At 35.7% G+C, this 15485-nt stretch carries 9 protein-coding genes and 1 rRNA gene; 5 read left to right on the top strand and 5 right to left on the bottom strand.

Features of this window, described 5'->3' with window-relative positions; translation table 11 throughout:
- Position 1: 1 nt before the first annotated feature.
- The 4 genes from rrf (at position 2) to QLS31_RS11800 (ending at position 8848) form a co-directional block, all read left to right on the top strand.
- Positions 2 to 111: ribosomal RNA gene (gene rrf / locus QLS31_RS11815) — 5S ribosomal RNA — on the top strand.
- Between the two features lie 335 nt (positions 112 to 446).
- Positions 447 to 5984 (top strand): gliding motility-associated C-terminal domain-containing protein, encoded by a 5538-nt coding sequence (locus QLS31_RS11810; RefSeq protein ID WP_282744030.1) that lies wholly within the window; start codon positions 447 to 449, stop codon positions 5982 to 5984.
- A gap of 61 nt (positions 5985 to 6045) precedes the next feature.
- Positions 6046 to 6963, top strand: a complete 918-nt coding sequence (locus QLS31_RS11805) for a type IX secretion system membrane protein PorP/SprF (protein WP_099713546.1) — start codon at positions 6046 to 6048, stop codon at positions 6961 to 6963.
- A gap of 19 nt (positions 6964 to 6982) precedes the next feature.
- The gene (locus QLS31_RS11800; protein ID WP_282744029.1) at positions 6983 to 8848 is read left to right on the top strand and encodes an OmpA family protein; all 1866 of its coding nucleotides are present in this window, start codon (positions 6983 to 6985) and stop codon (positions 8846 to 8848) included.
- Positions 8849 to 8934: 86 nt separating this feature from the next.
- Here the strand turns inward: QLS31_RS11800 and QLS31_RS11795 are convergent, their stop codons facing one another.
- Positions 8935 to 9516 (bottom strand): tRNA-(ms[2]io[6]A)-hydroxylase, encoded by a 582-nt coding sequence (locus tag QLS31_RS11795; protein WP_099713544.1) that lies wholly within the window; start codon positions 9514 to 9516, stop codon positions 8935 to 8937.
- A gap of 110 nt (positions 9517 to 9626) precedes the next feature.
- On the opposite strand from QLS31_RS11795, the gene QLS31_RS11790 reads away from it, so the two are divergent.
- Positions 9627 to 10868, top strand: coding sequence for a glycosyltransferase (locus QLS31_RS11790; RefSeq protein WP_282744028.1), 1242 nt, complete (start codon positions 9627 to 9629; stop codon positions 10866 to 10868).
- 56 nt (positions 10869 to 10924) lie between these two features.
- On the opposite strand, the gene QLS31_RS11785 is transcribed toward QLS31_RS11790, so the two are convergent.
- From QLS31_RS11785 to porV, 4 genes are all read right to left on the bottom strand, one after another.
- The gene (locus QLS31_RS11785; RefSeq protein ID WP_282744027.1) at positions 10925 to 12580 is read right to left on the bottom strand and encodes a pyruvate dehydrogenase complex dihydrolipoamide acetyltransferase; all 1656 of its coding nucleotides are present in this window, start codon (positions 12578 to 12580) and stop codon (positions 10925 to 10927) included.
- A gap of 7 nt (positions 12581 to 12587) precedes the next feature.
- Entirely contained in the window at positions 12588 to 13586 is a 999-nt protein-coding gene (pdhA, locus tag QLS31_RS11780) for a pyruvate dehydrogenase (acetyl-transferring) E1 component subunit alpha (RefSeq protein WP_113637949.1), read from the bottom strand.
- Positions 13587 to 13729: 143 nt separating this feature from the next.
- Positions 13730 to 14212 carry a cytidine deaminase gene (gene cdd, locus QLS31_RS11775; protein ID WP_099713540.1) on the bottom strand — a complete coding sequence of 161 codons (483 nt, stop codon included), beginning with the start codon at positions 14210 to 14212 and terminating at the stop codon, positions 13730 to 13732.
- A 74-nt stretch (positions 14213 to 14286) separates the two neighbouring features.
- The gene (gene porV, locus QLS31_RS11770) at positions 14287 to 15456 is read right to left on the bottom strand and encodes a type IX secretion system outer membrane channel protein PorV (protein WP_282744026.1); all 1170 of its coding nucleotides are present in this window, start codon (positions 15454 to 15456) and stop codon (positions 14287 to 14289) included.
- Between the last annotated feature and the right edge of the window lie 29 nt (positions 15457 to 15485).

Genomic DNA, 15485 nt, shown 5'->3' with positions numbered 1-15485 from the left:
TTAAGGTGGTTATTGCGGCGGGGCTCACCTCTTCCCATCCCGAACAGAGTAGTTAAGCCCGCCTGCGCAGATGGTACTGCAGTTATGTGGGAGAGTATGTCGTCGCCTTTCTTTGAAGAATCCTCATCATGAATTTGATGAGGATTTTTTGTTATACAGCGGTGAGACGTGTTCGGCTAACGCCTCGACCCGACGCCTTTCTTTAATCTGAACTTGTTTTTGATTCTTTTAAATCCTAATCATGTATGTGATGAGGGTTTTTTACGTTTAATAAGGTTGGGTTTTTATAAACTATTCAAATAAGAATGAAGATTATAGCTATTTAATCTCTTTATTTTTAAATAGTTAAATTTTTATTAAAATTTGATTTGTTCATTGGAAATAAAAGAATACTTTTAGTGATTAAAAATATTATACTGTTATATATTAACTACAAAAATCAGTTTATGAAGAAAAAATTACTTTTATTTTTACTATTTCATTTATTATTTGGGTTTACATTAAGTTCGAAAAATTTAAAGGAGCTTGTGAAATTACATGATGTGAATTTTGATGTTTCCTCAAAATTGATTTCTGCAGATACAATAAAAAAAAATAAAAAATCATTAAGAATTTCAAAAACCAAAGCTGTTTTACCACCACCTTCAACTACTGCTGGTAGTTCTTGTGGCGATGGTGTTAGTTTAATGCAGGTTAATGTTTATGCATTTGGAGCTAATGGTACGGAAACTATTGAATGGTTTACTTCTCAAACATCAACAACCCCTATTTACACTGGAACTATTTACAGTCCAAGTATTAGTTCAACTAGAACATATTATGTGCGTAGTAGGTCAGGAAGTGATATTAGTACACGTGTACCGGTTGTAGCATCAATTTATGTAGCGCCTTCAGCGGTTACTTTGACAGCTTCTCCACCAAATAATACGACAAGTCCTTTATGTTTAGGAACACCAGTTACTTTCACTGCTTCAGGTGGAGCAGATTTATTCGAATTTTCTGTTGATGGTGTTGTTATGCAAGGCATGTCAACAAATAGAATGTTTACAACTAATGCTTTAACTGATGGTCAAGTTGTTAAAGTAAGGACTAGATATGCAGTTACTATGGATGGATCTATTACTGAGACATCATGGGGAACGGGAGCTTTAGAGGATAACTTTCTTTCCGCTCCATTGTCAACTAATGCTTCAACAGGATATTTAAATTCTTTAAAAATAAGTGCTTTAGAAGATAAGGTAGTTTTAGGGATTGCTGGTAAAGTTTTAAATAATAGAAGTATTTTGTTGTTTCTTGATACTAAAAATGGAGGATTCAATATTTCAAATTATGGTGATGAAGCAGGTTCTGATCCATTAGTTAGAGCCTTTAATATTTTTAATAATAATCCTAGTACTTTCGATTCTTATTTTCAGGCTGATTATTGTTTAGTTATTTCTACAGATGCAGCCGGAACAAATTATTATGCTAATGTTATTGAATTAAGAACAGGCACTTCAGTTAAAACTTATTTAGGAAGTGCTGCGACAGGTTTTCCTTCAGCAGTAATGGGTGTTAATAAAAATAATACTGGGATTAATGATTATAGTCTAGGTTTTGAAGTAGAAGTTTTAAAATCTCTTATTGGTTATACAACAGGAGATATTAAGTTTTTTGCATTAACAATGAATGACAAAGAAGATGGTAGTCAGTCGGTTACTAATTCATTTTTGAGTCCGGAAAGAACTAGTAATTTAGATTATGGGATTGCTGCTGTAGATTATAATCTTAAAGATCCAAATCCTGTAGTTGTTGCTTCAGCGGCATTAACGCCTTGTTATTCAGAGGCAAATATTACGATGAATTTTGTTTCAATCCCTACAACGGCCAGCATTACACAACCAACATGTGCTTTGCAAACCGGAACTATTATAATTGCAACACAACCTGGGGTTGAGTATAGTATAAATGGTACTGTTTATCAAGATTCTAATACATTTTCGGGATTAGTACCTGGGAATTACACCTTATATGTTAGAAATAAATTAGATAATTCTTGTGTGCTTTCATCAGCTACTCCTGCTGTTGTTAATGCAATTCCAACTCCTCCAGTGGTTCCAACAGCGGCAAACGTTATTCAACCTACGTGTGCTATGCCATCTGGAAGTTTAGTTATAACAACGCAAACTGGAGTAGAGTATAGTTTGGATGGTACGACCTACCAATCTTCAAATACTTTTACGGGATTAGTTCCAGGAGGTTATACATTGTATGTTAGAAATATAGCAGATAATACCTGTGCCGCTTCATCTGGATCTGTATCAACAATTAATGCAGTTCCAAATCCACCAGTAGTTCCAACAACGATGAGTGTTACTCAACCTACGTGTGCTACGCCATCTGGAAGTATCGTAATAACGGCACAAGCAGGAGTAGAGTATAGTTTGGATGGGATAACCTATCAAGCTTCAAATACTTTCAATGGGCTAGCTCCGGGGTCTTATACTTTGTATGTTAGAAATACAGCGGATACTACTTGCGTAACTTCATCAGCTTCAGCAACAACAATTGACGCAGTTCCAACTCCTCCTGTAGTTCCTACTACAGTAAGTGTTACACAACCAACGTGTGGAACACCATCTGGAAGTATCGTAATTACGACACAAGCAGGAGTAATGTATAGTTTGGACGGCACAACGTATCAAGCTTCAAATACTTTCAATGGATTAGCTTCTGGTAATTATACTTTGTATGTTAGAAATACAGCTGATAATACCTGTGTGACTCCATCTGGGTCAGCAATAACAATTAATACAGTTCCTATTCCTCCTGTAGCTCCAACAACAGCGAGCGTTGTTCAGCCTACTTGTGGAACACCAACAGGAAGCATTACCATAACAACACAATCTGGGGTAGAGTATAGTTTGGATGGTGTAACATATCAAGTTTCGAATGTTTTCTCAGGATTAGCTCCAAGTACTACTTATACTCTTTATGTTAGAAATACAGCAGACAATACTTGTGTAACTTCTTCCGGGTCAGTAACAACAATTAATGCAATTCCAAACCCTCCAGCAGTTCCTACATCGGCTAGCGTTACTCAGCCAACATGTGGTACACCATCTGGAAGTATTACTATAACAGCACAATCTGGGGTAGCGTATAGTTTAGATGGTATAACCTATCAAGCTTCAAATGTTTTCAGCGGATTAGCTCCGGGTAATTACACTTTGTATGTTAGAAATATAGCGGACAATACTTGCGTAACTTCGTCTGGGTCATCAACAACAATTAATGCAATTCCAACTCCACCTGTAGTTCCAACTACAGCAAGTGTTACTCAACCTACGTGTGGTACTCCATCAGGAAGTATTAGCATAACAACACAAACAGGAGTAATGTATAGTTTGGACGGCACAATGTATCAAGCTTCAAATGATTTCAGCGGATTAGCTCCGGGTAATTACACTTTATATGTTAGAAATACAGCTGATAATACCTGTGTGACTCCATCTGGGTCTTCAATAACCATTAATGCGATTCCAACTCCACCGGTAGTTCCAACAACAGCAAGCGTTGTTCAACCTACCTGTGGAACACCAACAGGAAGTATTACCATAACAACACAAACAGGAGTAGAGTACAGTTTGAATGGTACAATGTATCAGGCTTCTAATGTTTTCTCAGGATTAGCTCCAAGTACTACTTATACATTATACGTTAGAAATACAGCGGACAATACTTGTATAACTTCTTCCGGGTCAGTAACAACAATTAATGCAATTCCAAACCCTCCAGGAGTTCCTACATCGGCAAGCGTTACTCAGCCAACATGTGGTACGCCATCGGGAAGTATTACCATAACAGCACAATCTGGGGTAGCGTATAGTTTAGATGGTTTAACCTATCAAGCTTCAAATACTTTCACAGGATTAGCTCCGGGTAATTACACTTTGTATGTTAGAAATACTGCTGATACTACTTGTGTAACTTCATCGTCTTCAGCAACAACAATTAATGCAATTCCAATTCCTCCAGTAGTTCCAACTACGGCAAGTGTTACTCAACCAACGTGTGGAACACCATCAGGAAGCATTACCATAACTACACAAACAGGTGTAGAATATAGTTTGAATGGTACAACGTATCAAGCTTCAAATGCTTTTAGCGGATTGGCTCCGGGTGCTTATATTTTGTATGTTAGAAATATTGCTGACAATACTTGTATAACTCCATCTGGATCTCCAATAACGATTAATGCAATTCCAACTCCTCCAGTAGTTCCAACAACAGTAAGTGTAGTTCAGCCTACCTGTGGTATACCATCAGGAAGTATTACAATAACAACACAAACTGGAGTAGAATACAGTTTGAATGGTACAACATATCAAGCTTCAAATACGTTCACAGGATTAGTTCCTGGAACTTATACATTATATGTTAGAAATACAGCCGATAACACTTGTGTAACTTCATCTGGATCTGTAACAACAATTAATGCAATTCCAACTCCACCAGTAGTTCCAACAACGGCGAGTGTAACTCAACCTACGTGTGGAATGCCATTAGGAAGCATTACCATAACAGCACAAACAGGAGTAGAATATAGTTTGAATGGTACAACGTATCAAGCTTCAAATCTCTTCACAGGATTGGCTCCAGGAACTACTTATACTTTGTATGTAAGAAATCTTTCGGATACTACTTGTGTCACTTCTTCGGTATCAACAACAACAATTAATCCTATACAAGTAGTGCTAGTGCCAACAGCAGTTAGCGTGGTACAACCAACATGTGCTGTGCAATCAGGAACTATTGTAATAACTACACAACCTGGAGTAGCGTATAGTTTAAACGGTATAACGTATCAGGCTTCAAATACATTTGCAGGATTGGCTCCGGGTAATTATACCTTGTATGTAAGAAACACAGCTGATATTAGCTGTTTAAATACATCAGCCTCAGCGGTAACGATTAATGCAATTCCAACTCCTCCCGTAGTTCCAACAACGACTAGCGTTGTACAGCCAACATGTTCCGTTACATCTGGGACTATTGTGATAGCAACTCAATCTGGAGTAGAATATAGTTTGAATGGTACAACTTATCAAGCTTCAAATACATTTACGGGATTAGCTCCAAACAATTATATATTATATGTTAGAAATATTGCTGATAATACATGTTCAGTTCAAAGTCTGACAAGTGTAACTATTAATCCACTTCCTTTATTACCGTCAACTCCAACTTTGGTTCAAGTTGTACAACCAACATGTTTAGTACCATCAGGAAGTATTACAATTAGTACTCAAGCAAACGTTCAGTACAGTTTAGGTAATGGTTATCAAAACAGCAATGTGTTTAATAATTTGGCGCCAGGGAAATATACAATGAGTGTGCGATTTACAAATAGTATTGCCTGTATAACTATAGGTGCTGAAATAACTATAAACGCGATTCCTCCACAAATTCAATTTGAAACAATAGGTGATTGCGAAAATAAAGAATATGTTATAACAGCAAATCCACTATTAGGCTCATATGATCCAAACAATGTGTCTTACCAATGGAAGGATAATACTGGAGCTCCTATCGGAACTAATTCAAATGTGTTAAACGTAACTGATGTGATAGCATCAACTCCAAGCGGACAAGTAGTGTTCCCTGTAACATATACCCTTACTGTAACTTCTACGAATACGGGTTGTGAAACATCAAATAATGTAGTTATAGAGTCTGTTTATTGTAATATCCAAAAAGGAATTTCCCCTGATGGGAACGGTTCAAATGACTTCTTTGATTTAAGATTGATGGATGTTAAAAAACTGGAAATATTTAATAGATATGGTATCAAGGTTTACAATCAGACGAATTATACAGACCAATGGAAAGGTCAGTCAAACAAAGGAGAAGATCTTCCAAGTGCTACCTATTATTATGTGATAGAATTTAATAGTGGAGAACCAAAAACAGGTTGGATTTATTTAATCAGAGAAAAACAGTAATTAATAAACTTATTTGTCTGTAAATTTTTAAATAGACCAATAAACCGAAAAATAAATAGATATGAACAAAAAAATATTGATGTCTCTTTTAATTCTTATTGCCTATATGGATGTAAAAGCGCAACAAGACCCACATTATACTCAGTACATGTATAATATGAATGTTATTAATCCAGCCTATGCAGGTTCTAACGAGAGTATTTCTTTTGGTCTTTTATATAGAAAACAATGGGTAAACATTGAAGATTCACCAGCTTCATTTACTTTCGCAGGTCATACTCCAGCGGGAAAGAATGTAGGTGTTGGTCTATCATTTATATCAGATAAGATTGGACCGGTAACAGAGCAAAATGTATTTGGAGACTTCTCTTATACTTTGAAATTAGGAGACACACAAAGATTGGCATTTGGTTTAAAAGCTGGAGTTTCTTTTCACAAAGTAGGACTCAGGGATATTCAATCCAGTTTGCCGGACCCTAATGAAGGTATTTTTGGAGAAGACATCAACGATACATCATTTAATTTAGGATCAGGGTTGTTTTATTATACAGACAAATATTACGTGTCTTTTTCGATTCCAAATATGATTAAATCAGCGCACTTAGATTATAATGGACGTGAATATGGTTCAGATGTGTCTCACTATTTTTTAACCGCAGGTTATGTTTTTGATCTTAATTATGAATTGAAATTCAAGCCTTCGTTAATGTTAAAATCGGCGTTTAATGTATCTCCGTCTTTAGATGTTTCTGCCAATTTTTTATATCAAGAGAAATTTGAGATTGGAGCAACTTATAGATTGGAAGACAGTTTTGGCGGAATGGTCAATTTTGCTATCACACCTGAATTAAGAATTGGGTATGCTTACGATCATATTATTTCAGATTTGAAAGTAACTTCTCCATCATCACATGAATTCATATTGTTATATGATTTATTTGAATCGAAAAAAGTTTCACGTTCTCCTAGATTTTTCTAAAATTTAATTTTTATAATTAATGAAAAAAAATACACTTTTACTGTTTTTTGTGCTGGCAGGTTTCTCACTTTGCGCACAAAATAAAGAGACTAAAAATGCAGATAAATTATTTGAAAGCTACGATTATGTTGAAGCTGCTGAAGGATATCTAGGTTTAGTTGAAAAAGGAAATACAGATGCTTATGTGACTAAACAACTTGGTGATAGTTATTATTATATGCACAATACCGTAGAATCCGAAAAATGGTACGCCAAAGCTGTACAAACAAAACAAGATGCAGAAACGTATTATAGATACGCTCAAATGTTGAAATCTAACGGTAAATACGCGGAGTCTAATGCTCAAATGAAAACATTTTCAGCTTTAGTACCAGACGATCAGAGAGCTAAACAATTCAATAAGAATCCAAATTACCTTTCGGAGCTATTGAATAAAGAAAAACTTTTTGTTGTAGATAAAATTTCAGTTAATTCTCAAAGATCAGATTTTGGAGCAAGTCTTTATGGAGATATACTCTATTTTGCAAGTGCCAGAAATGAAAGCAATAAAATATACGGTTGGAATAACGAACCTTATTTAGACATTTATCAGTCTACTTATAATGCTGATGGAAGCTATTCAGAGCCAATTCCTGTAGATGAATTAAACAGTAGGTTTCATGAAGGTCCTGTTAGAATGACCAAAGACGGTAATGTTGTTTATTTTTCAAGCGAAAGTTTCAAAGATAAATTATTCGAGAAAGATAAAACACACAAGCTGAAATTTGGTCAAGTGAATCTTTACAAAGCTGTTAAAGAAAACGGTAAATGGGGATCTATTACTCCACTGCCATTCAATAGTAAAAGTTATTCTATGGGGAACCCATCTATAGATGCAGATGGGAAGGTTCTTTATTTTGCTTCTAATATGCCTGGTTCTGTAGGAGGAACTGATATTTGGAAAGTAACAGTGAATAATGATGGAACATATGGCGCGCCAGAAAATTTAGGGAATAAAATTAACACAGCTGGTGACGAGAATTTTCCTTTTGTAACAGAGGATGCTATTTTATATTTTTCTTCAAACGGCTTGACTGGTTTTGGAAGCTTAGATGTTTTTTCTGTTGATTTAAATAAAGATGAGGAACCATATAACATTGGAAAACCTGTAAATACGGAGAAAGATGATTTTGCTTTTACATTTAATAAAGAGAAAAACATTGGTTATTTGTCTAGTAATCGTAGTGGTATAGACCATATCTATAGTTCTATTCCAGTATGTAAAGGGCAGATTCTTAGTGTGGTAAAAAATGCCAAAACTGGAGAACTATTGGCTAATTCTAAAGTTGTTATTTTAGATGCGACTAATACTGTTTTAGACACTAAAATGTCTAATATGAATGGAGAAGTTCTTTATGACGTAGAATGTCAGAAGCCATATACTATAGAAGTTTTTAAAGATGGTTATGTTTCAAAATCTTTTCCTGTAGCCAAAATTAGTGAAGGAAAAGTTACCGTTGATGCAGTAATTGATCCAATTGAAGTGATAGTTACAGAAGCCGAAATTATTTTAAATCCTATTTATTTCGAATACAACAAAAGCAATATAACTAAGAATGGTGCTGCAGAACTTGATAAATTGGTTTATGTAATGTCTCAAAATGATAAGCTGAAAATTTATGTTAAGGCACATACTGATTCCAGAGGTACTGATGAATTTAACTTAGATCTTTCTGAGAGAAGAGCAAATGCTACTGTAGCATACATTATTTCAAAAGGAATTAGTGTTGATAAAATAACTGGAAAAGGTTTCGGGGAATCAGAATTTAAAGTGGATTGTCAGGAAAATTGTACCGAAGAAGAACATGCTTTAAACAGACGTTCTGAGTTTATGATTGTGAAATAAGCTACTTAGAATTGTAAATATTAAAAAACAGGATGCCGTTGAGCATCCTGTTTTTTGTTTCTATTAGATTTAGATTTTGTTTTTAATTAACCGTGGATTGTTTCTTGTTTGCCATAATTAGTGATAATCGAAGTTTCAAATTCAATCCATTCTTTCCAGCGTTTGTCTACATCAATGTTGTCAGCATATTTTCGAGCAAAACCTAAGAAAGTGGTATAGTGTCCTGCTTCGGAAATCATGAGGTCTCTGTAAAAAGTGGCTAATTCGACATCTTTTATGTTTTCTGATAAAACTTTGAATCGTTCACAACTTCTGGCTTCAATCATAGCTGAAAATAACAATCGATCACAAAGAGCATCTTTTCGGCTGCCATCTTTTTTCATAAATTTAAAAAGTTCATTTACATAATGATCTTTCCTCTCTCTGCCTAAAGTCAGTCCTTTGCTTTTGATTAAATTATGTACTAATTGCAAATGATCTAATTCTTCTTTTGCAATAATCAGCATCTCGGTTACTAATTCTTCCAATTCGGAGTTATATGTAACTAGGCTTATCGCATTTGATGCTGCCTTTTGTTCACACCAAGCATGATCCGTCAAGATTTCTTCTATATTCGATTCGACTATATTTACCCAACGAGGGTCTGTGGCTAATTTTAATCCTAACATGGTGCTGAAATTTATTTAGAACAAAATTAGTGTTTTCTAATCTATTTTTTGTCCAAATGACGGGATTGAACACAAAATAGCATTATTTTGCAATTGAAATTTATAATAATATGAATCAGGTTCAAAAGCTTTTAATTATTGGTTTTGTTTGGCCGGAGCCAAATTCGTCCGCAGCAGGAGGAAGGATGATGCAGCTGATTTCACTTTTTAAAGCACAAGGTTTTAGTGTTACGTTTGCTAGTCCTGCGCAAAACAGCGATTTCATGGTTGATTTAGGTGTATATGAAGTGGATAAAAAATCAATCGAACTGAACAATTCCAGTTTTGATATTTTTGTAAAAGAACTGAATCCAGCTGTAGTTTTGTTTGATCGTTTTATGATGGAGGAGCAATTTGGTTGGCGTGTAGTTGAAAATTGCCCGGATGCGTTACGAATATTAGATACTGAAGATTTACATTGTTTGCGATTGGCTCGCCAGAAAGCGTTTAAGGAAAATCGTTCTTTTAGTACAACTGATTTATTTGTAGAAGAGGTTGCGAAACGCGAAATCGCCAGTATTTTACGTTGTGATTTGTCTTTAATGATTTCCGAATTTGAAATGGAATTATTAGAATCTACATTCAAAATAGATAAAGCATTATTGTATTATTTGCCTTTTTTATTGGAACCAATCATCAGTTCTGAAATAGAGGAACTGCCTTCTTTCGAAAATCGAAAAGACTTTGTTTTTATCGGAAATTTTCTTCATGAGCCCAATTGGAATGCCGTTCAGTATTTAAAAGAAACGATTTGGCCTTTAATAAAAAAGCAAGTGCCAGAAGCTGTTTTGAATGTTTATGGTGCTTATCCTTCACAAAAAGTAATACAATTGAATAATGTCAAAGATAGTTTTTTAATTATGGGACGAGCTAGTAACGCTCAAGACGTAGTTACGGAAGCGCGAGTTGTTTTGGCTCCTTTGCGTTTTGGAGCCGGTATTAAAGGGAAGTTATTGGAAGCGATGCAATGTGGAACACCAAGCGTAACGACTACTATTGGTTCTGAATCCATGCACGGGGATTTGCCTTGGAATGGCTTTATTACGGATGATGTAGCTGATTTTGTCGATGCAGCAGTACAATTGTATCTAGACAAAACAGTTTGGGTTAAAGCCCAAAAAAACGGAATTGAGATTGTCAATCAACGATATTCTAAAGGTTTGTTCGAAACTGACTTTAGTACTAAAATAGAATTTTTACGAACTAATTTTGAGCAACATCGGTTGAGCAATTTTATGGGAGCTATGTTGCAACATCATACTTTAAAAAGTACCAAATATATGTCTCGTTGGATTGAGGAGAAGAATAAATAAAAAATCCCGTCAAGTTTTAAAAACAAGACGGGATTTGTATTTTAAGAACCAAGTTATTACGCAAGCATCGTAACTGGGTTTTCTATAAATTGTTTCAATGTTTGTAAAAATTGAGCTCCAGTTGCACCATCAATTGTTCTGTGGTCGCAAGCTAAAGATAACATCATTGTGTTTCCTACAACAATCTGACCATTTTTCACAACCGGTTTTTCTACAATAGCTCCTACGGATAGGATAGCAGAATTGGGTTGATTGATGATAGAGTTGAATTCTGTAATACCAAACATTCCAAGATTAGAAACTGTAAAAGTACTTCCTTCCATTTCTGTAGGCAATAATTTTTTGTTTTTAGCTCTTCCTGCAAGATCTCTAACGCTTCCGCCAATTTGAGATAAACTCATAGCATCTGTAAAACGTAATACAGGAACTACTAATCCGTCTTCAACAGCTACAGCAACTCCAATATTCACGTGATGGTTGATGATGATAGCATCTTCTCTCCATTGAGAATTTATTTTTGGATGTTTTTTCAATGCTAATGCACACGCTTTTATTACCATATCGTTGAATGATACTTTTGTGTCAGGAACGCTGTTAATGATAGCTCTTGATTTCATTGCTTCGTCCATAGTTACCTCTATTACTAAGTTGTAATGCGGAGCCGTAAACAAAGATTCTGCTAAACGTTTAGCAATGATTTTTCGCATTTGCGAATTCTTGATTTCTTCTGTGAAAACTTCTCCTGCAGGTACAAATGGTTTTGCAGCAGCTACAGTTTCTGCTTTCGCTGGTGCTGCACTTGTCGGTGCTGGAGTAGCGCTAGTTTGTGGTGTGAAGTTTTCGATATCGCTTTTTACAATACGTCCGTTTTCACCAGAACCTTTTACTTGAGTCAATTGAATTCCTTTGTCACTTGCAATTTTCTTTGCCAATGGTGATGCTAAAATTCGTTGACCGTCAGTTGATGGTTCTTGAACGATTGGTTCCGAAGCTTTTTCTGTTGAAGCAACTTCTTTTTCTTCTGCTACTGCAGGAGCTGCTTGTGGCGCTCCGCCAGTTTTGTAATTTTCAGCAATTCCGCTTATATCAGTTCCTGCAGGTCCAATGATTGCCAAAAGACTATCAACTGGTGCAGTATTTCCTTCTTCGATTCCTACGTATAATAAAGTTCCTTCGTTGAAAGATTCGAATTCCATTGTTGCTTTGTCGGTTTCGATTTCAGCAAGAATGTCTCCTTCGCTTACTTTATCACCTACTTTTTTCAACCAAGTAGCTACTGTTCCTTCTGTCATGGTGTCGCTTAAACGCGGCATCGTGATCACTACAACTCCTTTTGGTAATGAAGTTGTTGCAGGTGCTGCAGCTTTAGTAACTTCAGGGGTAGTTGCTGTTGTTTCTTCAGTAACTTTTGTTTCTTCTTTAGCTGGAGCTGCATCAGCTGGTTTTCCTGCTAATAATGCCGAAATATCCTCGCCTTCTTTTCCTATAATAGCTAATAAAGAGTCAACCGGTGCAGTTTCACCTGCAGGGATTCCTATGTGTAAAAGTGTTCCTTCGTTGAAAGACTCAAATTCCATTGTTGCTTTGTCAGTTTCAATTTCGGCAAGGATATCACCTTCGCTTACTTTATCACCTACTTTTTTTAGCCAAGTCGCTACCGTTCCTTCCGTCATCGTATCGCTCAAACGAGGCATTGTAATTATTGTTGCCATAATTGATTTATAGTTTATGAGGTAAAAATGGATAGTTCTCTTGTTCGTATACTACATCGTATAGCTGTTGAATAGGAGGGTATTCAGATTCTTCGGCAAATGTTACACATTCTTCCACTAAATCTTTTACTCTTTGATCAATTGCTTCGATTTCTTCTTCTGTAGCATATTTTTGATCTTTAATTACATCTAAAACTTGAGTAATTGGATCAATTTTTTTGTACTCTTCTACTTCTTCTTTCGAACGGTATAATTGTGCATCCGACATAGAGTGACCTCTATAACGGTATGTTTTCATTTCTAGGAAAGTTGGTCCGTCTCCACGACGTGCTCTGTCAATTGCTTCGGTCATTGCTTCAGCAACTTTTACAGGGTTCATTCCGTCAACTGGTCCACAAGGCATTTCATATCCTAAACCTAATTTCCAAATATCAGTATGATTGGCTGTTCTTTCTACAGAAGTTCCCATAGCGTAACCATTGTTTTCAACAATGAAAACAACTGGAAGTTTCCATAACATAGCCATGTTAAAAGCTTCGTGTAAAGATCCTTGACGTGCTGCACCATCACCAAAATAAGTCATAGTAACACCACCAGTTTCAAAATATTTGTCTGCAAAAGCTAATCCTGCACCTACAGGAATTTGTCCTCCTACAATTCCGTGACCACCATAAAAACGGTGCTCTTTTGAAAAGATGTGCATAGAACCACCCATCCCTTTTGAAGTTCCGGTAACTTTTCCTAAAAGTTCTGCCATTACGCGTCTAGGATCAACTCCCATACCTATTGGCTGAACGTGATTTCTGTAAGCAGTAATCATTTTGTCTTTTGTCAAGTCCATTGCGTGCAATGCACCGGCTAATACGGCCTCTTGACCATTGTATAAATGTAGAAATCCTCTAACTTTTTGTTGGATGTATAATGCTGCAAGTTTGTCCTCAAACTTTCTCCAAAGCAGCATATCTTCATACCACTTTAAATATACTTCTTTTGTAACTTCTTTCATCTGAATTTTTCTTTTGCTAAAGTGTTATTGTATTATCAATTTGTACCTATAACGCAAAATAGTTTCCTCCCACAAATTTGCGAAATGCAAAAATAAGACATTCCAAGTAAGAACTAAAATTTAATAGGCAATTTTTGGAATTTTTACAAGAATTTTTTATCGAACATAAATGGAAGCAAGTTTTTCAGGGATTCTGATTTGTAAATTGCGCCAATTTCTCCCATAAAATAGATTTCGATAGGGGTCTCTTGTTTGATTTCGTATTCGGCTATAGATTGTCTACAAGATCCGCAAGGAGGAATCGGAGCTGTAGTTTGATTCGAGTCAGAAGCAGCTGTAATTGCCATTTTTAAAATTTTGGCTTCCGGATACACTGCTCCTGCATAAAAAATAGCGACACGTTCCGCGCACAGTCCCGAAGGATAAGCTGCATTTTCTTGGTTTGAACCTAAGACAATTTTACCGTTGTCTAAAAAAATTGCAACTCCAACTCTGAATTTTGAATAGGGAGCATAAGCATTTTTTCGGACTTCAACGGCTTGCGTCATTAATTCCTGAATGTCATTTGGTAAATCTTGAATAGAATCGAATACTTTGAATTGAGTGGTAATTGTTATTTCTTTCATACTTTTTTAAGGAAAAAAAATCCAAACTTCATAGTGTTGAAATTTGGATTGTTATTTGTGGATTTTATTTATGTTTAATATTCGTCATATTTATCTCCAAAATTGAAGGTAAGAGAAAAACGAAGCGTGTTCTCTAAGGGGTTTTTTACTTTTGATGCCGAGAATAAATAAGAAACATCTACTTTGACAACATTGTATTTGAAACCTGCTCCAAGCGATAAAAATTGTCGAGCTCCTTTTAGAGGACTTTCGTGAAAATATCCCAAACGCATAGCAAAGGAATCTTGGTACAAATATTCGGCACCTACAGCGTAAGTAACTTCTTTTAATTCCTCGCTAAATCCATCAGGAGCATCACCAAATGATTCGAAAACACCGGAAGTCCACCCAATAGCACGGTAATTCTGGTTGTTTTGATTGCGTTCTTCAGTTGTTACGGTTCCGTCACCATTTAAATCAGGATCTTGTGGTGTAGGAACTAATAGTTTGTTAAATTCAACATTGACAGCAACCTTGTTATAGTCGTCTAAAATAAAATCAAAACCAGTTCCTATTTTTAAATTGGCAGGTATGAAGTTGTTGTTAAAGTCATCGTTGTCATAACTGATTTTTGGACCTAAATTTTGAATATTAAATCCTGCTCTCCATCTTCCGTTGAATTCGTTGTACGCTATTTCTTCGGATTGGTAAAAACCGGCTACATCAACAGCAAATGTACTTGCAGATGATGCATCGTTATTATCTGAAGCCACTTTTAGATTTGAATTGATAAACCTTCCTGCAATAGCCATAGAGAATTTCTCGCTTAGCTTTAAGGAATAAGAACCATCGATGGCAAACTCGTTTGGAGAAACTATTCTAGGCGTTTCGTTAGGATCGCCTGTTTCGCGTAATTCAATTTCACCTAAACCAAAGTAACGAAGGCTTCCTGCAAAGGCACTTCTTTCATTTAATTTTTGATAATAGGTCAATTGTCCTAATGATATATCATTAACCAGGTCGGTAAGGTAAGGTGTGTAGCTTATAGAAAATCCTTTTTGGTCCGTTGCAAAAGCATATTTAGCCGGATTCCATTGTTGTGAAAAAGCATCAGCTGATGTTGCAACTCCTACGTCTGCCATACCTGCAGCTCTAGCGTCGGCTGCAACTAATAAAAAGGGAACCCCCGGGTTTATAACTCTATCTTGTGCTTTTGTGAAAGAAATTACAAATAAAAAGATAAAAAGTAATGTTATTTTTTTCATTATTGTAGGAAGTTTTATTAAACAAATAT

The organism is Flavobacterium sp. XS2P24, assembly GCF_030010285.1.
GTDB lineage: Bacteria > Bacteroidota > Bacteroidia > Flavobacteriales > Flavobacteriaceae > Flavobacterium > Flavobacterium algoritolerans.
This window is presented reverse-complemented; position numbering and strand designations above follow the sequence as displayed.